Here is a 19,049-nt window from a genome sequence, read left to right on the forward strand (position 1 = left end):
AAAAAACGGGTGACTGAAGAGATTATCTTAAAAAATAAATTTAACAAACTTAAAATTCCCCCTTTAGGGGGTTAGGGGGCCAATTATGACACCATTAGAAACCGAAATTACCGCGTTAAAAAAAGAGTTGGTTAGCATGTGGATGCTGGTTCAATCGCAAATGAACAAGGCCAAAGAAGCTTTGATTACGTTTGATAAGGACCTTGCGCGCGAGGTTTTAATTAAAGAAAAACGCGTAAACTCTTTTGAACTTAAGATTGACAGGGACTGCGAAAATATTTTTGCGTTGTACTGCCCGGTAGCTGTTGACCTGCGGTTTTTGCTGGCCGCGCTTAAAATAAATACCAATTTGGAGCGGATAGGTGATATTGCGGCCGGCATAGCACTGTATGTGGTTGAAGCTAAGGAGAATTTTGATGCCAAAAAATTAGAAAGCACCCAGTTGCTGCGTATGTACGATGAATCGGTAAATATATTAATTGATACAAGGATGGCCTTTGAAAAAGAGGATACCGCCCTTGCGCGCAGCATATTTAAGCGCGATGATGTTTTGGATGAAATTAACGAGAAGGCGCCGGTTGCTATTGCCGAGTTGATCCGGGCGGATTTGAATTCGTTACCCGAGGCGCTTTATATTCTTTCCATCATCCGCAAGCTTGAACGTGTGGGCGATCAGGCAAAAAATATTGCCGAAGAGATTATATTTTACGTAGAAGCCAAAATATTAAAACACCAGGAAAGCGGCAAACGCAAGCTGGAAGGAGAGGAGTAATTTACGAATTACGAATTACGATTTTGGATTCAGAATTGTATGGTAAGTTACGTTTAAAAGAGAATCAGGTAGGTTTACATTGATTATTAAAAATGAGGGCAAGGCGGATAGGTTTATCCGCCTTTGTTGTTTTAAAACATTACCAATTTTTAAATCTTGAATCGTAAATCAAATCATCTGTTTAACGGGTATTCGTTCACCCAATGGAAGCCGCGTTTCAACAGGAGGAAATCATTTTCGTTATACCGGCGCAGCCTGATGTGCAGCGAATCCTGTTTCCATTTGCCTGCCAGTACCAAAACGCCGGGTTTTTGAATGGTATAGGTAAACTTGAATTTATGCAGGGTATCTGTATAAGTATTAAAAACGACCTGATGTTTTACGGTATCAGGTTTTATCGCTACATTTTTAAGGCTATCATTCATGTAACTGATCTGCGCATACCCATCATACAGGCTTACAATGAACTTGCTCCAGCGCAGCGTATCGGTGGTTAAAGGGGGCAGGGTATCTTTGTTTTTTACAAAATAATCTACTTTGTAAAGGCCATACAGCGGGGGGCGTTTGGCCTTGTCGCCATATTGTTTGCCGGCGCTATAGGCGCTGTAAAGGTTGCCGATTACTACGTAAATAACCGCTGCATATTTAATTACGCACAGCGTTATATTTTTCCACCGTGTTTTAAACCGGTGCGGCGACAGGTTAGCAGGCAGTGCCTCCCGGTTGCGGAAAAAGAAGTTGATGAGCCGTATATGGTCCTTTACCAGTAAAAATATACACATCAGCACCAGGAAGGTTGAAAGTATTTTTACCGGTACATCAAAACAATAATTAATGGCCATAATGTTGCCGGCTACTACCAGGCCAATGATAGCCCCCAGTGTTGTGGTTTTGCGGAAAAAAAGCAGCATGCCGCAGGCTAACTCGGCGCAGCCGGCAAAATAATTAAAACCGGTTGACAGGCCCAGATAGCTCCACGCAAGGCCCATGGGCGACATATTACCCATCGGCTCAACCAGTTTACTTAATGATGGCACAGGGAATTGCAGCTTGATGACCTTAATGCTGCCATAGGTAACCATTGTTATGGCCACATAGTAGCGTATAACAACAGTAAGCCAATACAGCAATTTGTTATAATGGGACGTATTGCGGCCTGTGATGGACCAAACCATGGTTGCAAGCCCCGAAACAAAAGTCAAAAACAGTATGGTTACATAATCATACGTGGTATCGCCGCTGCCATTGGTAAAAATGGTAATAGGTTTTGCCAGGTGCAGGATGTGTTTTGCCAGCCAGGGGATGAGCGAATGAAATGGCCGGATATAATAGTTGAAAAGGTCATCGGTAAACGGAATTACACCGTTGGGGTCAAAAAATATAAACAATAAAAAAAACAGCAGGAAAAAACGAAAGGCCACTTTTTGGGTGGTGGACCACTGCAGCGGTTCGGCGGTGATGTTAGCCATAAGGATTTGAATTGTGATGATTTAAAAACCAAGATAGTGAAATTGAGGGGAATAAAATAGGTTGCCATAAATTACAAACATTATTTAACTTTAAAACATGAAACGAAATACCCCTGTGTTTTTTTTAATATCGGCATTTACATGTGCCTTAACCCTGCTTTCGGCTTGTGGCGGCGGCGATAACAGCGCGCAGTTGCGGGCACAGGCTGACAGCCTGAACAAAAAGCTGGCGCAAACCTACCGACCGGGCCTTGGCGAATTTATGATGGGCATACAGATCCATCACGCCAAAATATGGTATGCAGGCAAAAACCAGAACTGGGCGCTGGCAAACTTTGAAGTAGGGGAGATAAAAGAGACGCTTGAGGATGTAAAACAATATTGCAACGACAGGCCCGAGGTAAAATCGTTGCCAATAATTTACCCCGCGCTTGATAGTTTAAGCAGCGCCATAAAGGCAAAAAATCTGCAAGCTTTTCAAAAAGGCTTTATCCTGTTAACTAAAAGTTGTAACGATTGCCACCAAACCACGCACCACGAATTTAACGTGATAAAAACGCCTGAGACACCACCGTTTACCAACCAGGAGTTTAAGGGGAAGTAATAGGGTCATTGAGTCATCAGGTCATTAAGTCATTAAGTCATTGGCTGTCGGGAAAGGTTGGTGATTTAGTGGCTGAAAGATATAGACAGCTTAATTATCCTTTGCGTTACTTTGCGCATCTTTTTGTGGTCTCTGCGGTAAAAATTCAAATACTGAGGGCACAAAGCAGGCACTGAGAACACAGAGGTGAGGTTTTGTTATGATCACGAGTTAAATTATTGATACAAGATGTATCACTTTGGTAAACGTGTTCGTATTGGTAAATATTAAACGCTAAGCCAATATGAAAACTAAACTTTTACTTATCCTGATTGCCGGTTTGCAGCTTTGTTTATTTTCCTGCAAAAAGGATTTCTCCGCAAGTAATTCAGGTTCAATTATTGGAAAATGGTATGTAAACAAAGAAGAGGTTACTGCTGAGTATGGCGGTTTAAACCAAAAACTTGATACCATTTATAACAACGTTTCGTTTAATTCAAACGATTTTTTTCAATTCAGCAGCAGGGATTCGGCATTGGTTTCTTCATCGGGCGATTTTGAAGTTAACGGGAAAGCCGTATTTACCGATGGCGCAGGTACAGTTATTAATGGTATAAATAAGTTTACTTATAACGTGTCCGGAACGGTATTAACCCTTAGCTCAACCTTTTTGCACCCTGCCACCAATTCAACAAACCCCGGCCCGGTTACCGAAACGATTGAATTGCTTGATACCAAAAATATGGTTTTGTTTTATACCTTACAGGGTGCAGGTGCTACTTTTACTTATAGAACGTATTATACAAAAGGCAATTAAAGGTGTTGCCCTTTTAACAAGTAAACCGCAAAAGATGAAAATAAAGTATTTATTCATTATGGCTGCCCTGGCGCTTTGCCTGTATGCCTGCAAAAAGGGCAGTTCAAATAAAAGCTCAGCTTCTATAGTTGGCAGGTGGTACCAAAATAAGCTGACCATCAACCAGCAAACCATTAGCACGGGCGCAACGGCCAGCGCAACTTATCCGGCTATGGATTTTGATACCACTTATTACTGGCAGTTTAATAATGATAATACTGCGTTTGTATCGTCGGGGGCTACTATTTTTACGGTAACCGGTAAAAGCAGCCCGCTAAATGGTAATGGACAGCCACTGGGCGGCAAGGCGTACTACCGTTGGTATAAAGTAAGCGGCTCATTACTGATTTTGCAGCTTGGTTTTATACCCACTTGTTATAATTGTTCGCAACCCGGGCCCGATACAGTTAAAATAATTCAGCTGGATGCCAACACCCTGGTGCTGCACGAAAACGTAGATACCAGCAGCGTATATAAAGTTACTGCCGATAGTTATTATACAAGGGCACGGTAGCTTTTGAAATAATTGGTCCTTAAAAAAAAGAAGTTAAAATAAGCACCTGCGATATGAAAACAAGGGTATCAATAGCTATGGGGGCCATTATAGCGCTTGGCTTTAATGCCTGTACTAAGATGCAGGCTATACAACCGCATATCAAACAAATAACATCGGCGATGGATTCAACTTTAAAAACCCAGGCGTTACTTTTGGGTAAGTGGAACGTTGTGAGCGATACTACTTATGCAGGGGTAAATACCGGAACCAACCCTGCAGTTTATATTGGGCAGGCCGGAGATTATTTTGATTTTGTTGCCGACGGCCACATTTACATAAAAGAAGGCGCTATTTTGGATACTTTAAGTTTTAAGCTGGCCTCGGGCAGGCAAATTGATATCAATTCATTTATGCCGATATTAAATAATCAGTCTGCAACCTGCCAGATCGGGGGCATTAACGCTAAAAGCTTATCCATCGCGTCGCCAATGTTAACGCCCCCTGCAGGGCCGCAGCAGCGAATAGTTAGTTTAAGCAGGTAAACAAAAGAGCATTGTAACACATTAAAACATAAAAAAATATAAAATCAACTTATTCCCGATGTATGAAAAATAAATACTCAATACTTATTGCCGCATGTTTCTTATTTTGTTTATCGGCCTGCAAAAAGGGCGGAAGCGCAAATCCATCTTCGATCACCGGGAAATGGAACATCGATAAAACAGTGTATAACCGGGCCGTTGATACAACAATTACCGGGCTTACAACGGACTATTATGATTTTGGTGCAAACGGAGCGCTGACCATCCAGGATCACCAGGATTATATGACCGGCATTTATAGCCTGAACGGGGTAAAATCTGTCGGTATTAACATTTATACTGTTGACGGACACGGAATGGGGGTTATTACGCCACCGGCGGTTTTTACCATTTCAAACTTAACCAGCAATAGTGTTATGTTGACTTCGCCGCCTTATCCTTCGGGGCAGTATTTTGTTTATTTGAAGAGGTGAAACCAACAAAGTATAAAACGACTTTATTTCGTCTCAACTGTCAATCCATAGATATAGGCATGTCTATCAAAATCTTTATAAAATGCATATTCATAGGATAGTTTGGATGATAGGCTTCGGTGCATTTTAAGTTGTGCGTTTAATTCTTTGATAGCTGCATCTTTGCCTTCCGTTAGGGCTATCACCAGGACGAAACCACTTACTAAATTTGCATCATCAGGATGATTTGAAAGACTATCGCCAAAGCTTTGTCGCGCAAATTGGTAATCTCTTTTTGCAGAGTCTAACATGCTCATTTTCTCAAATACTTCCGCTTTTTCTGTAATAATCGACGGATCATTATTGGATAGAGTTAACGCTTTATTATAAGCAGAAAGTTCTTTTTTATAGTCTTGATTACGGCCATAGGCATGTGCCAAATTTTCATACGCGAGTAAAAATGAAGGTTCACAATCTATTGCCTGGTTAAAAAAGTCGATGGCTTTTAACAATCCGTCTTTCCCATTCATCGGATAATTCATCATGTATTCGGTTCCTTTGTTATTTAGCTCAATACACGCTTTGGAAGGTATTTTCATCTTTTGGCCATTACACGCGCAAATTGAAATGGTTAGGTATATCAAACAAAGGGCAAATGTGGTTTTCATATTTATTGTGTTATTGTTTAAGGGATTCAATTGCTTCCTTCCCCGAAAGTACTTTTGGACAAACGCTTAGTTTGTCTATTTCTTTTAGGACTTTCCCGTATTTTACAAAGGAAACACCTTTGGGAATAGTAACCTCTATAGTCTTATTTTCAACTGAACCGGAAACGGAAATTGTTAAAAATAATGTGTCTGCTTTAACCCTACTTTTTATTTTAGATATGCCATTGTAAGAATCCAAATAGTCGAGCTTAATTTTATTTTCAATTCTGCAGATCGAAATTGAACTATCAATTGCTATTTTAGATTGTATGATAAGTAAAAATATAAATAAGGTTTTCATATCCGAATGTTTTATTTAGCTGTTTTGTTACGCCTTTTCAGGGCTGGTTGTTCTCGCTGTATGTCGATGGGCTGCACCCATCGTTGGTGTGTTACGCCCTTTCAGGGCTGGTTTATCGATGGGCTGCACCCATCGTTGGTATGTTACGCCCTTTCAGGGCTTGGTTTGTTCTACCGCAGCCCTGAAAGGGCGTAATACGTCAACGTCGGGTGTAGCCCGACGGGTTTAGTGCCCAAAGTGCAAGCCCTGAAAGGGCGTAATACCCTGCCGCCCTGCAATGTTCGGTGGATCGGCGATATAACGGGTGTAAATATAATCAAGCGTACTGAAATAGGAATGCTATCCTAATCCTTTAAATGCTCCGCCACAAAACTCGCTGACCACTCTTTTATCATATCCCTTACCCTCCTGAATTCATTCATTACTTCATCCGGACTGCCCTGGGCCCTTGCCGGGTCGGGGAAGTTATGGTGAAATTTTTCGGCATTTGTAGGGAAATAGGGGCAATTCTCTTTGGCGTTATCACATACCGTAATCACATAATCAAAAGGGATACCGACGTATTCGTCCACATTGTTGGAGGTATGTTTGCTGATGTCGATACCGTCTTCGGCCATTACCTGTATGGCTTTGGGGTTAACGCCGTGGGTTTCTATGCCGGCGCTGTAAATCGTCGCTTTATCGCCTGCAAAATGCCTTAAATAGCCCTCGGCTATCTGGCTGCGGCAACTGTTGCCTGTGCAAAGCACCAGGATATTCTTCATATTAAATGGTATTGATTTTTGTTGAATAATATTTTTTACGAAAAAAGAAAGCCAGGTTTACCAATGCGATTAAAGCAGGTACTTCCACCAGCGGACCGATCACCCCGGCAAATGCCTCACCCGAATTGATGCCGAATACGCCGATGGCCACCGCAATGGCCAACTCAAAATTATTGCCTGTTGCCGTAAAGGCAATTGAGGTGCTCCTGGAATAATCGGCGCCAAATGATTTGCCGATAAAGAAACTTAACACAAACATAATGGCAAAATAGATAACCAAAGGGATGGCGATGCGCACCACATCCATAGGGATCTGAACGATCAGGTTTCCTTTAAGGCTGAACATCACCACGATGGTAAATAATAAAGCAACGAGGGTGATGGGCGAAATAACCGGTACGTATTTTTTTTGGAACCATTCTTCGCCTTTGATGGCAATCAAACTATAACGGCTGATGATGCCGGCAGCAAACGGGATACCCAGGTAGATGCCTACGCTTTTGGCTATTTCGGCAATGGTAATGTTTACCGCTAAGCCTTTTAAACCAAATAGCGGAGGTAAAATAGTGATAAATACATAGGCATAAACGCTGTAAAGCAATACCTGGAAGATGCTGTTTAAAGCAATTAATCCGGCTGCGTATTCGCGGTTGCCTTCGGCCAGTTCGTTCCAAACCACCACCATGGCGATGCAACGTGCAAGGCCAATCAATATCAAGCCTGTCATATAAGCCGGATGGTCGCGAAGCAGGGTAATAGCCAATACAAACATCAGGATGGGGCCAATGATCCAATTGAGTATTAAGGATGCGCTTAATACTTTGGTGTCTTTAAACACCTCGCCCATTTTTTCATATTTCACCTTTGCCAGGGGCGGGTACATCATTAAGATTAGCCCGACGGCAAGCGGAATATTAGTTGTTCCGCTCGAAAACGAATTGATAAACCCGGCGGACGACGGGATAAAATAACCGACAGCAACGCCAATGCCCATCGCCAGGAAGATCCAAAGGGTAAGGTATTGGTCTAAAAAGGATAGTTTTTTTCGTTCAGATGCAGGTGCGCAATTGTTAACGCTCATAAGTTTTTGTTTGAGTGGGATTTAAAATTATGAAGTAACTGCCTCGCTCTTCGTCCAGTATTCCAGGTGTTTAGCCTCTTCAATAAAAGCCTTAACGGTATCTTTTATTTCGTCTCTTACTTTGCGGGTTTGTTCCAGTATTTCTTCAGGAGTTCCTGTAAAGGACGAAGGGTCAGCAAACGACCAACCAAGCCTTCTAACCATTCCCGGAAAAATAGGGCAAGCCTCAGCACTGGCAGCATCGCATACGGTAACAACCGCCTGGTAAACCTTTCCCTGCCTGAAAAGATCAAATACATCTTTTGTAGGATTTTGGCTGATATCGATACCAATTTCCTGCATTACTTTAACCACATTGGGGTTAAGTTTTCCGGGCTCAAGGCCGGCGCTTTCGGCAATTAACGCTTCGCCGCCCAGTTGATTTAAAAACGCCTCGGCCATCTGGCTGCGTGCAGAGTTATGGATGCACACAAATAAGATTTTACGCTGTATCATAATTGTTTTTTTTGATCATATTCCTGTTTCGGTACTTCTCCGCTCCAGCAGCAATACATCGCGCCAAACTCCGTTTAATTTTCCTATTCGTTCCCGTAGCCCCACTATCCTGAAGCCGTTTTGCTGATGGATATGGATACTGGCAGTGTTTTCAGCAAAGATCCTTGCCTCCAGTGTCCAGAAGTTGTTTTGTTCGCTTTGCTTTACCAGTTCGGCCAGCAGTTTTTTGCCAATTCCTTTGCCGCGGGCTTTTTCGGCGATGTAAATGCTTACTTCGGCCACGCCGGCAAATACACAGCGGTCGGATATGGCGGTTAGCGCCGCCCATCCTAACACCTCACCGTTATCGATAGCCACCAGGCGGCAATTTTTAACATGCTCATGGTCCCACTCGTCCCATTCGGGTACGTCGAGTGAAAAATGGGCATTACCGGTGGCAATGCCGCCCTGGTAAATGGCCCTTACTTCGGGCCACTGCTTTTGGGTAAGTTCTGCTATTTCCATGGTATAAATTTAGTTACAGCAATCGGGTCCGCAGCAAGTTTTAGCTACAGGTTTTTGGGCAAATACGGTAATGCTGAAGATGCCGGTATCACCCTTTTTTAATTGGGCCATTTCAGCTTCGTCAAGGTATTGGGCCAAAATATCATCCGGGATGATGATGGCTTTTTCTTTTTGTACGGTAATATCCGTAAAGCCATTGGCTTTGATAAGGCCGAGGTAATCATCCTTTTGGATGGCGCCCGCAACGCAGCCCGCGTACATTTCGGCTTTGTTTTTAAGGTTTTCGGGCAAATTGCCCACCAATACCACATCCGATATGCTAAAGTGGCCGCCCGGTTTTAATACCCGGAAGATGTCTTTTATAACGGCATCCTTATTGGGTACCAGATTGAGTACGCAGTTGCTTACCACTACATCGGCAACGCTGGCGGTAACCGGCATATGCTCAATATCGCCAAACCTAAATTCGACATTATGGTAGCCCAGTTTTTCGGCATTTTGGCGGGCTTTATTGATCATCGCTTCGGTAAAGTCGATGCCGATCACTTTACCGGTTTCGCCTGTTTCGGCACGTGCCACAAAGCAATCGTTACCTGCGCCGGATCCAAGATCGATCACCACATCGCCCTTTTTTATTTTGGCGAATTGAGTAGGCAGGCCGCAGCCCAGGCCGAGGTCGGCATCGGGGTTATAGCCTTCCAGCGTGCTGTAATCGTCGTTCATGATGTTATACACCTCGGTGGTGCAGCACCCCGATCCGCAGCATGAGGCCTGGTTGGTCTCTTTATCCTGTAAAGCAATCTCGCTGTATTTTTGCCTTACCAGTTCTTTCATTTCAGTTTCTGTATTCATGGTATTTTTTATTTTATTTAGTCATTTGCTTCGCGTCATTGAGTCATTTGCTTCGCGTCATTGAGTCATTAGGTAATTAGCTTTCACCTTTCACTTTCACCATTCACCATTCACCTTTCACTTTCACCATTCACCATTCACCATTCACCATTCACCATTCACCATTCACCATTCACCTTTCACCTTTCACCTTTCACCTTTCACCTTTCACCTGATAATATTGCAATATTACGATGGATAGGAGCAAATTTTTTTAGCAGCAGGTATTGCCTGGCCCTGCGGTGTTTAAAAAGCCGCTAAGCTCGTCTTTTAATATCGCCCATGTTGTTGGGTTGATGCAATAACATACACTTACGCCTTCAATGGTGCCTTGAATCAGCCCTGCATTTTTTAATTCTTTTAAATGCTGGGAAATGGTAGCCTGGGCTAAACCAAGCTCGGCCGACAAATCGCCGCAAATGCAGGCATTGGCATTGATGATCTGCTGCAAAATGGCAATACGTGCAGGGTGTGCCAGTGCCTTCAGCAGGATGGCCAGCCTGTTTTGCTCTTCGGTAAATATTTCAGTTTTGGTTAATCCCATTGTTATATCGCAATATTACGATTAATAATTGAGATTCTGAAATTTATTTTATATTTTTTTGTAGTGACGATACTTAATGTTTGCGGTCACAATTTGTGACCGCAAAATACCTTTGTTGCTAAATTGGTTCTACTGATTTTATTCTGTTGATTTGTATATATTCGTATCAGCGGTAATTCCAGGGCAAGCACGCAACCCCAAACTGGCTGTACCGCGGGCAAACTTTAAACCTATATTATCTCTAATGAAATTCCAAGAAAAGACACTTGAAAGTAATATTACTCATGAACTACTCAACCTTGCTGACAGTTGGTATTGGTTTCTCACAGACATTCCATTATGGCGTTATTGGCGACCACGATACAGATTGCCATTTATTAAACATCCAAAATCCACCTCGGCTGGTTTTCATATAACTACCGAGGGAAAAGATGACCCAACAGGGAACGCAGGTGGTGGGTTTGACATGAGAATTAAAGCAGGCTTTGGTAAACACTTACTTTTCATTCAATTCAAAAAAGGTGAATTGACGAGTTTAAGCCCAGATCCATCAAGTGAATTTGCTAAGCCACCACACGATCATTATACTTTTGAAATTAACGGCACGACAACCAACCAACATTTTGTTTTAAGAAATCTAGCAAACGGCATTGGGAAGGGAAAAAACAATGCGGTTGTATATGCACTACCGCTCATTAATGACATGGCCGACTTAGAGGCAAACGCTGGTAAACTCGTTCGAAAAACAAAGTTTATCTCCATTGCTGATGTGGATTTTGAAGCCGCAAAAGCCAACGTTACTTTTACGAAAGGGCAAGTACACAATTTTAGGGTAAGCACCCTTGACATGAATCGTTGTGAAGTCAATTACTTTTACTTTTTCTTCGATAAGCCAGACAGAGCCCCTGAAATTATTTCTGACATTATCACAACACGATTTCAAAAGACTTTGGCTTATTTCTTGAAAGAAATTAAAAAGGGTTACGAATCTTTTGGATTATTTGAAGACTACATTCCCTTCGGTATTCAGCAGTCATTTATTCAATTCACAAGGTATCTTCTTCATTACTTTGAAGTTTCCCCAAATAAGATGGACATCCCATTTTTTGATGGTTATAGCAATTACTTTCATCAAGATGAATTTGAACAGTATAAAAATATAGAAAGAGATGTTCAAATTTTAAATTCAACTTTCAAGGCATTAGCCCCTTTCGCGGAATTTATTTTTAAACTTAACGAGAATCCTGAACAACTATTCAGTGAAGAAATTCCATCGTATGCCCCCCAAATTTTAATCCCTTCAAATGGAGATAATGGAATCAACATTGAATTTGATGCTGAAGATTCAAAAGAAGTAATAGAAAGTGTAAATTATTTGATTTTTTGACAATTTGGCTGTGTTAAACACCCAAAAACAACATGAATGTTAGTAAGGATATTTTGTTCCGTTAAACAATTTACTGTCTCCGCAGATTCTTTGGTACAGGCCCCGGCGTTGACGGAAGATCCCCGCATGGGCCTCTACGAGAGCAATTTTTGGGACGAAGATTCGAGAGACTTTAAGGTCACATTTTGTGATCTTAAAGCTTAGAAAGGCCCGCTCCACCTAGAAAACGTATCGGTTATAAACCTGATTGAACTTATAAATTACATCTTCTCAAAACGTTAACATATAATACAGATTTAAAACCGATTGGTGTACCGCCAGCCCGGTTTTTGCAAATTTTTTTTGTTGTCCGTTCGTTGTTATTGTTTGTCCACTATGTAATCCAGGGCGGTTACCCCACAAGTGAATTGCCTGGTAGCCAATAGATTTAGTTTTATTTTGTCTTTGATGTCTGCAAATAATGGAATGCCGTGTCCCAGTATAATTGGATTAACAAATAGCCAGTAGCCGTCAATTAAGTTCAGTTGAATAAGTGAATGTGTTGCTGAGGGGCTACCAAAAAGCAATATTTCTCCATCAGCCTGTTGTTTTATTTCGTTTATTCTGTCTGCAAGGTTGTCGCTTATAATTGTTGTGCCAGGCAAATCCGCGTTCGCCATTGTTTTTGATAAAACAATTTTGTGAGCTTGCTTATACCATTTTGAATGTTCAATGTCGTGCTTGCTCGCGTCCGGCCCGTCGCCCGCAGTGGGCCAGTAGTTTTCCATCATCTGGTAAGTTACCCGCCCATATAATGCCGTATCGCTTTCGCTGATGCGCCTGCCGACGTGATCGAAAATTTCTTCATTAACTTTGATCCAGTTCATTTCCCCGTTTGGTCCTGCTACAAAACCGTCAAGCGATAGGTGCATAAATGAAATTATTTTTCTCATATAGTTTTATTTTTATAGTTGTATGGTTTGCTATAGTTTATTTAAAACAACCACTGACTTGCGCATTGTTGCCCCATTCCACTAACTTTTCACATACTTTAGGGCTACACAGCCCGATTTGAAAACCTTCGATTCAACCAATTTTAATGATAACCGCTCTGCCAGGGCGCCGTCTTCTACCAGGCGCGTGCCCTGCCCAACAATTACCGGATGAACAACAAGGTGATATTCATCGATCACGCCGGCCCGGGCTAATTGCGGAAGCATGCTTACTGTACCAACATAAATGTTTTTGCCCGGCTGGTGCTTCAGTTTTAGCAGTTCTTCAACGGGGTCGGTACTAACAACACGCGTATTGTATTCAGCGTTGGCTAAAGTTCGTGAAAAAACAACTTTGTCGAAGGCGATGAGCCTTTGACCAAATTCAGTATCTGATTCGTCAGCCCAATTGGCCTCGTCGGCCCAATAGGGAAACATGATCTCATACATTTTGCGCCCGTAGGCAATAAGGTCAACGTCCTGCTGCATCAGATCGTTAAAATACCCACCAACTTCCTCATCGGGGCCGGGAAGACTCATGTGGCCGACGCAACCGTCGATACTCATGTTGATGGCTATGATTACTTTTCTCATTTCATCAATTTTATTAATTCCACTAATCTGAATAAGTTTTGCTGGTTTTCAGCTTTCACCTTTCCGCTTTTAGCTTTAAATGGTAGTTCGCCCAACTTTTGCATGCCCGGGATCATTCCATCCCTCAAGCCTTAAGCTATCTTTTCGAGGCGCACAATGCATTCATTATAAATACTTCATCACTTAGCATCATTCTTCTTCTTCTTCATTACCCAGCAAAACGATAAAGTCGATCACCAACGAAACCAACTGATTGTCTTTGTCAAAACCCCAGTAAGCCGGGTAACGCCCATCGCCCCAACCGGAAGAGAACATGGTTACGTTCAGTTGGGTCCCAGGTATGGTGTAGGTTGCCCAACTACCAATATCACCGGGGTAATTCGCACTTTTTTTGAATTCGTTTTCAAGGTAAAGGTTATACACGCCTTCGCCATTGGTTTCGTATAACTTACTGTCAAATTTCATAAATGCGTCACGGGTCTTTTCATCCCAAAAACACCCTATACCGGCATCCACGGGGAAACCAAAATAATCGGCTTCATCTTTCAGGGTGGTTACGTCTTCGCCATCGCGCACGGCCAATACCCAGCGTGCGGCCCGGCCGGGTGCAATTGCAAGATGAGCAAGCGTTACCCTTAAATGCCCATTCCCAAAATCGGCTAAATAAATTTTTACGGGATATTTGCCTTTGGGTATTTTTCGGTTTAGTGGCGGCCAATCAGGCATCGTCAAAGGGTCGCAAACTACAATTGAGCCGGTGGGCACATTAAGCAGACCCATATCCACCATTTTTACGGGTTTGCCTTCAACAATCTCATTTTCAAGGATAATATTATAGTCAACACAAGCAGGGAACTCAGGTTGCTGTTTTGATGCGTTAAAAAGATTACTGAATAGAGCCATATGCAGCTATTTATTTATGATGCTGTTTTTTATAACCGCCAGATTTTGCCTGATCTACCTCAAAAATATTAATCTTCATTATATTTCTATGTTAAACTCAAACTTATTTGCCGCTTAATATCTTCACTGCCCTGTCGTAACTGCAATTGCCATTGCCAAACCGTTTGCGCCAGGTAAGGTTTTCGATCTCGATACGGCTGTCCATACTGTTGTTCCAGTTTACTTTAAAGCCCTGTTCTTTTAATACTTTTACAATGGCTTTACCAATGGCAACACCTTTCCGGTCGTTGTCGTCAAAATCGCCGAAAGCCAGGTAAAGGTTTTTATCTTCAATAACGCGGTCGAGGTCCTGCCCGTGGTAAAAGCAATAACCACGGGTGCGTATGCCTTTCTTTTTCAATTTATTGTGCAGTTCGGTGCAATCATCTACGCCGTCTTCTTTTGTCATGCCCTGGTTATGCAGCGCAATGATGTGGTTTTGGTTAAGTTTATCAAAAGCTTTTGCAAGGCGGTCAAAAGCGGTAACCGTGGGCCACTGTACCTGGGCGTTAAAAGCCTGGGCATAGGTTCTGTTGATCTTGCTGACGATCCATTGCTCGTCAAGCGAATCACCGTCAAACACTTCCTTTACTCTATCCAGGGTTTCTTCGGCAGAAAAGAACCCGCTTTTAACATCCAGTTTTATTTCGTGGACGATATTGTTTTTCAAACTGTCGGGCATCTTATGCACGGCAGTATCCGCCTTACTGGCGGCCGCGGCCGACTGTTTTTGAGCTGACCTATTGCACGAAAAAAGGCAAAAGCCCAATAAAATAATAATGTATAAACGCATAACCGAACAGATAAAAAATACTAAAACGAAAAAAGCGGCATTAAATTGATAATGCCGCTTTGAATATTATAAAAAAACCAGTTCGTTTTACTATTGTCTTTGCAAAACGGCGGCAAATTTGGTTTCGTAATCTTTTAACTGCTGTTGCAGCTTTTTGTTTAGATCCATGCGGTGATTGTCAGCAGTAACACCGGCAAGGCCGTTGATAAACGATACGCCGTACTGAACATCGCGCAAGCTCATGTCGCCATTTTTATTCTGCAGCAGGTAATAGTTATAATCAAGCTGGTCGGTTAAATAATCATCAACACTTTTTACAAACTTATCGCCCAAAATTACATCATGCAGGGCGTAGGCTGTTTGCGCCAGGAATATTTTACGATCGGCAACGTCAAGGCCCGGATTAATATTTGGCATTACCTCGTCAAATTTGTGCAACGCTTTAAGCGCCAGGTCAGGATGTCCATCTTTTATTAAACCCTGGGTAAGGTCAAGGAAAGTGGTAACCATCACCGGGTAAAACATGGTGGTCGATTCATGATCAAGATAGGTTGCCGTTTTAAAGTTGCCAAATTTAAACTTGTTCATAACGTTATCATACATCACCAGGCTGTTAGTCTTACCCAACTGATCTTTGGTTGTGGTATCCGGTTGAAGCGGCATCAAATGATAGGTAAAGCCTTCTTTGTAAAGGTAAGGCTGCAGGCCTATCAGGTTTTCGTTGCCAATGGTGGTAGTAAAACAAATCGGGCGTTTCCAGTTATTATGCGCCAGGATATCCATCATGGCCAGGTTCTCTTTGGTTACATAGTTGGAGGTGTATTTCCATGTCATTTCCTTTGCCAGTTTATCTTTTTGTGCAGGCGAAATCACGTGGTTATTTAAAACATCATCAGGGTTAATGGTGATCTTAAAGTTTTTTGTTGGCAAATAGTTACCCCATACGCCGTTTTGATATTGCTCCATTACATTTTTATTGTCGGATGTGATAAAATCAAAAACCTCTTTTACATCGGTATAGCCGGCAACTTTTTTGTCGTCAAAATAAATAACATCACGCACGCCTTCCTTATATTTATCATAAGGCATGGTAATAGGCAGCGGCGCCGAATTATTCATCGGTTTCTGCATTTGCCGGATATACCAGTCGCCGGTAAACAAGCTCAGGTTAACAATACGCACGTCTGAGCGGATACCTTCTACTTCCTGGTCGTACCATAACGAATAGGTATCATTATCGCCATAAGTAAACAGGATAGCATTTGGCGGGCATGAGATGAGGTAATTATAGGCCATATCATGCGGCGTCATTTTGGTTGAGCGGTCATGATCTTTCCACTCCTTGCTGGCCATTAATACCGGCACTGCCAGTAAGCTAACACCGGTTGCTACTAAAGCGGCGGTTTTGGCGTTGGCTTTGATCTGGATAAATTCTGCAAGGGCAATTACGCCGAGGCCAATCCAAATGGCAAAGGCATAAAAGGAACCCACGTAGGAGTAATCACGCTCACGCGGTTGGATGCTGGGCTGGTTTACATAAAATACAATAGCTATACCTGTAAAAAGAAGAGCAGCAATACAATTAGCGCATCGCGTTTTTTACGTTGAAAATGGTAAACGCAGCCAAATAAACCCAATATTAACGGTAAAGCGTATAGTGGGGTGTAGGTATTGCCCAACTGGATGCCCTGGCCCGGTATTTTTGGACCGCCGACAACAGATTTTGGCAGGTGTTTTGTACCGTCCAGGATGCCGCTGGTCCAGTTACCATCAACAGCAGTCATACTTTGCTGACCGTCGGCATCGTTATACCGCCCAACAAAATTCCATAAAAAGTAACGCACATACATCTGGTAGATCTGCCAGCTAAACATCCATTTCATGTTGTCAGCAAAGGTTGGCGCCTGTCCGTCCGGAATTTGCAGCCATTCGTGGTAAAACTGCGGGTCCTGTCCGTCACCGCTGTACATACGCGGTAAAAAGGTGGTATGGTCGTAAACGTAGTTTTGCTTTTTGCCCGAAACCTCGTATTTGGTTTCGCCTTTGCGGTAAAGGGTATTGCCTTCGGTTTGGTCAACCACTTTTGCATCAAAATACTGGCCGTACAGCAGTGGGTTTTCACCGTACTGGATGCGGTTTAAATAGCCGTATAGGGTAAATGCGTTATCGGGGTGCGAGTTATCAAGGTTGGTGCCTGCACTTGCGCGGATAGGGATATAGGCGAAAGAGCTGTACCCGAAATATACAAAGGCCACGCATAAAAATGCAAGGGTCATTAACGGTTTCTGATACTTGTTGCCATACCAGATACCGCCTACCAGGATAGCGGCAATGATGAAGAAAAAGAAGAACGCGCCACTCCAGAAACCTAAGCCAAGGGTGTTAACAAAGAAAAGGTCGAAATTGGCAGCAATGGCGATGGTATATCCCCTGATAAAATATTGTACAAACACCAGGATGAGCACCCCGATGAGGAAGGTGCCGATGGCGCCGCCCGCGTTAACATTTTTGCCGCGGCGGAAATAATATACCATGGCAAGGGCAGGGATAGTTAATAAGTTTAGCAGGTGGATACCTATAGAAAGGCCGATAACATAGGCGATAAATATGATCCAGCGATCAGCGCCGGGCTCGTCTGCATGGGCGTCCCACTTGAGGATTGCCCAGAAAACGATGGCCGTACAGAGGGCCGAAATGGCAAATACAATGGTTTCGACAGCCGAGAACCAAAACGTATCGCTGAAGGTAAAAGCAAGTGCGCCAACCAAACCGGCGCCCATAATCAGGTACATACGGCCCTGATCTACGGCTTCGCCACCTTTATTAAGCATCTTTTTGGCAAGCATGGTAATGGTCCAGAACAGGAACATAATGGTTGCGCCACTGGCCAGGCCGGCCATCATATTGGTATAAAAAGGCACCCTGGCATTATTGCCCATTGATAACAGCGAAAATACCTTGCCCAGCATGGCAAACATAGGGTAACCCGGCTGGTGGGCAACCTGCAAACGGAAGGCGCAGGAGATAAACTCGCCGCAATCCCAAAAGCTTACTGAAGGTTCTAATGTTAAAATGTAGGTAACTGAGGCGATAACAAAACAAAGCCAGCCTAAAAGGTTATTAATTTTTTTGTATTCCATGGATCAATGTAATGGATTTTTGCAGGGTAAATATGCGGATTTTTATAGGTTATTTAAAAAAACAATTCAGGCTTAACAACTTTTAACATATCAACTAAGCATAATTCGTTCAAAGAGCGCAAATATGGGAAAAATTTGGGAAGTGCGAAAGGGTGGCGGGAAGTCCATGGGCGATAGTCCATAGTCCATGGTAGCTGCGTATTTGTTTTTTGCTATGGACTATGGACTAAAAGAGTTCCACTGTCCATGGCAGATGCGTATTTATTTTTTTGCTATGGTCCATCCACTATGGACTAAAAGAGAAATACCTGAATCATCTGACACGGATGAATGAACCTGGTACACCTGGTACACTAATTTTTTCTGTAATTTACTTGGATTTATAAAGAAAAATCATTATTAAATCAACAAAGAAGGGACTGATGATGCAAAGATTTGCATAATGGCCCGATTGGCACGATTGGCCCGATGGGCTGCACCCATCGCCGGCAGCTTGCGCCCTTTCAGGGCTATTGGCGACAAAGACGTGAGTTTTTACAGCCCGGAACAGCCCTCAAAGGGCGCTAAACGTTAGCATGGGCCGAAAGGCCTATGCCATAAAGCAATTATTTTACAGCCCTGAAAGGGCGCTAAACGTTAGCATAGGCCTTTCGGCCTGTGCTATAAAGCAATTATTTTACAGCCCCGAAAGGGCGTAATATCGGTTTGCCATGCGCCGGGTTTTTGTTGTAATTTGCTTTCAGATTTGTTTTGCTATATTTAAAC

Annotated in this window: 23 protein-coding genes; 8 read left to right on the top strand and 15 right to left on the bottom strand. The window is 42.8% G+C overall.

Going from position 1 to position 19,049, the window contains the following annotated elements; all coding sequences use genetic code 11:
- Positions 1 to 85: 85 nt before the first annotated feature.
- Positions 86 to 772, top strand: coding sequence for a phosphate signaling complex protein PhoU (gene phoU / locus MgSA37_RS05745; RefSeq protein WP_096350279.1), 687 nt, complete (start codon positions 86 to 88; stop codon positions 770 to 772).
- A gap of 173 nt (positions 773 to 945) precedes the next feature.
- On the opposite strand, the gene MgSA37_RS05750 is transcribed toward phoU, so the two are convergent.
- A complete protein-coding gene (locus MgSA37_RS05750; protein ID WP_096350281.1) occupies positions 946 to 2,241 on the bottom strand; it encodes a hypothetical protein in 1,296 nt (431 codons plus the stop codon).
- Between the two features lie 97 nt (positions 2,242 to 2,338).
- On the opposite strand from MgSA37_RS05750, the gene MgSA37_RS05755 reads away from it, so the two are divergent.
- The 5 genes from MgSA37_RS05755 (at position 2,339) to MgSA37_RS05775 (ending at position 5,191) form a co-directional block, all read left to right on the top strand.
- Positions 2,339 to 2,845 carry a hypothetical protein gene (locus tag MgSA37_RS05755; RefSeq protein ID WP_197706094.1) on the top strand — a complete coding sequence of 169 codons (507 nt, stop codon included), beginning with the start codon at positions 2,339 to 2,341 and terminating at the stop codon, positions 2,843 to 2,845.
- Positions 2,846 to 3,128: 283 nt separating this feature from the next.
- Complete coding sequence (locus tag MgSA37_RS05760) at positions 3,129 to 3,641, top strand: hypothetical protein (protein ID WP_096350283.1); 513 nt, start codon at positions 3,129 to 3,131, stop codon at positions 3,639 to 3,641.
- Positions 3,642 to 3,675: 34 nt separating this feature from the next.
- Positions 3,676 to 4,194, top strand: a complete 519-nt coding sequence (locus MgSA37_RS05765; protein WP_096350285.1) for a hypothetical protein — start codon at positions 3,676 to 3,678, stop codon at positions 4,192 to 4,194.
- A 53-nt stretch (positions 4,195 to 4,247) separates the two neighbouring features.
- Positions 4,248 to 4,718 (top strand): hypothetical protein, encoded by a 471-nt coding sequence (locus tag MgSA37_RS05770; RefSeq protein ID WP_096350287.1) that lies wholly within the window; start codon positions 4,248 to 4,250, stop codon positions 4,716 to 4,718.
- 62 nt (positions 4,719 to 4,780) lie between these two features.
- The gene (locus tag MgSA37_RS05775) at positions 4,781 to 5,191 is read left to right on the top strand and encodes a hypothetical protein (protein WP_096350289.1); all 411 of its coding nucleotides are present in this window, start codon (positions 4,781 to 4,783) and stop codon (positions 5,189 to 5,191) included.
- Between the two features lie 23 nt (positions 5,192 to 5,214).
- Here the strand turns inward: MgSA37_RS05775 and MgSA37_RS05780 are convergent, their stop codons facing one another.
- The 8 genes from MgSA37_RS05780 to MgSA37_RS05815 all read right to left on the bottom strand — a co-directional run bounded on the left by MgSA37_RS05780 (position 5,215) and on the right by MgSA37_RS05815 (position 10,457).
- Positions 5,215 to 5,838 carry a tetratricopeptide repeat protein gene (locus MgSA37_RS05780; RefSeq protein WP_157750460.1) on the bottom strand — a complete coding sequence of 208 codons (624 nt, stop codon included), beginning with the start codon at positions 5,836 to 5,838 and terminating at the stop codon, positions 5,215 to 5,217.
- Positions 5,839 to 5,848: 10 nt separating this feature from the next.
- Positions 5,849 to 6,178, bottom strand: coding sequence for a hypothetical protein (locus MgSA37_RS05785; protein WP_096350293.1), 330 nt, complete (start codon positions 6,176 to 6,178; stop codon positions 5,849 to 5,851).
- A 344-nt stretch (positions 6,179 to 6,522) separates the two neighbouring features.
- The gene (locus MgSA37_RS05790) at positions 6,523 to 6,942 is read right to left on the bottom strand and encodes an arsenate reductase ArsC (protein WP_096350295.1); all 420 of its coding nucleotides are present in this window, start codon (positions 6,940 to 6,942) and stop codon (positions 6,523 to 6,525) included.
- Position 6,943: 1 nt separating this feature from the next.
- Positions 6,944 to 8,023 (bottom strand): ACR3 family arsenite efflux transporter, encoded by a 1,080-nt coding sequence (arsB, locus tag MgSA37_RS05795; protein ID WP_096350297.1) that lies wholly within the window; start codon positions 8,021 to 8,023, stop codon positions 6,944 to 6,946.
- A 27-nt stretch (positions 8,024 to 8,050) separates the two neighbouring features.
- On the bottom strand, positions 8,051 to 8,518 hold the full coding sequence (locus MgSA37_RS05800; RefSeq protein ID WP_096350299.1) for an arsenate reductase ArsC: 468 nt from the start codon (positions 8,516 to 8,518) through the stop codon (positions 8,051 to 8,053).
- A gap of 15 nt (positions 8,519 to 8,533) precedes the next feature.
- Positions 8,534 to 9,022, bottom strand: coding sequence for a GNAT family N-acetyltransferase (locus tag MgSA37_RS05805; protein WP_096350301.1), 489 nt, complete (start codon positions 9,020 to 9,022; stop codon positions 8,534 to 8,536).
- A gap of 9 nt (positions 9,023 to 9,031) precedes the next feature.
- Entirely contained in the window at positions 9,032 to 9,874 is an 843-nt protein-coding gene (locus MgSA37_RS05810; RefSeq protein ID WP_096350303.1) for an arsenite methyltransferase, read from the bottom strand.
- Between the two features lie 253 nt (positions 9,875 to 10,127).
- A complete protein-coding gene (locus MgSA37_RS05815) occupies positions 10,128 to 10,457 on the bottom strand; it encodes an ArsR/SmtB family transcription factor (RefSeq protein ID WP_096350305.1) in 330 nt (109 codons plus the stop codon).
- Positions 10,458 to 10,701: 244 nt separating this feature from the next.
- Between MgSA37_RS05815 and MgSA37_RS05820 the strand changes: the two genes are divergently transcribed.
- The gene (locus MgSA37_RS05820; RefSeq protein ID WP_096350307.1) at positions 10,702 to 11,844 is read left to right on the top strand and encodes a hypothetical protein; all 1,143 of its coding nucleotides are present in this window, start codon (positions 10,702 to 10,704) and stop codon (positions 11,842 to 11,844) included.
- Between the two features lie 359 nt (positions 11,845 to 12,203).
- On the opposite strand, the gene MgSA37_RS05825 is transcribed toward MgSA37_RS05820, so the two are convergent.
- From MgSA37_RS05825 to MgSA37_RS29025, 6 genes are all read right to left on the bottom strand, one after another.
- Positions 12,204 to 12,776: a dihydrofolate reductase family protein gene (locus tag MgSA37_RS05825; RefSeq protein WP_096350309.1), complete on the bottom strand. Its 573-nt coding sequence runs from the start codon at positions 12,774 to 12,776 to the stop codon at positions 12,204 to 12,206.
- An 81-nt stretch (positions 12,777 to 12,857) separates the two neighbouring features.
- Positions 12,858 to 13,409 carry a dihydrofolate reductase family protein gene (locus MgSA37_RS05830; RefSeq protein WP_096350311.1) on the bottom strand — a complete coding sequence of 184 codons (552 nt, stop codon included), beginning with the start codon at positions 13,407 to 13,409 and terminating at the stop codon, positions 12,858 to 12,860.
- A gap of 189 nt (positions 13,410 to 13,598) precedes the next feature.
- Entirely contained in the window at positions 13,599 to 14,312 is a 714-nt protein-coding gene (locus MgSA37_RS05835; RefSeq protein WP_096350313.1) for a DUF4241 domain-containing protein, read from the bottom strand.
- A gap of 103 nt (positions 14,313 to 14,415) precedes the next feature.
- Entirely contained in the window at positions 14,416 to 15,144 is a 729-nt protein-coding gene (locus tag MgSA37_RS05840) for a DUF6891 domain-containing protein (RefSeq protein WP_096350315.1), read from the bottom strand.
- A 90-nt stretch (positions 15,145 to 15,234) separates the two neighbouring features.
- Positions 15,235 to 16,635, bottom strand: coding sequence for a hypothetical protein (locus tag MgSA37_RS29020; RefSeq protein WP_232010787.1), 1,401 nt, complete (start codon positions 16,633 to 16,635; stop codon positions 15,235 to 15,237).
- A gap of 59 nt (positions 16,636 to 16,694) precedes the next feature.
- On the bottom strand, positions 16,695 to 18,284 hold the full coding sequence (locus MgSA37_RS29025) for a glycosyltransferase family 117 protein (protein ID WP_232010788.1): 1,590 nt from the start codon (positions 18,282 to 18,284) through the stop codon (positions 16,695 to 16,697).
- A 442-nt stretch (positions 18,285 to 18,726) separates the two neighbouring features.
- Between MgSA37_RS29025 and MgSA37_RS29370 the strand changes: the two genes are divergently transcribed.
- Positions 18,727 to 18,858, top strand: a complete 132-nt coding sequence (locus MgSA37_RS29370) for a hypothetical protein (RefSeq protein ID WP_260146886.1) — start codon at positions 18,727 to 18,729, stop codon at positions 18,856 to 18,858.
- Positions 18,859 to 19,049: the final 191 nt, after the last annotated feature.

The organism is Mucilaginibacter gotjawali (assembly GCF_002355435.1).
In the GTDB taxonomy this organism is placed as follows: domain Bacteria; phylum Bacteroidota; class Bacteroidia; order Sphingobacteriales; family Sphingobacteriaceae; genus Mucilaginibacter; species Mucilaginibacter gotjawali.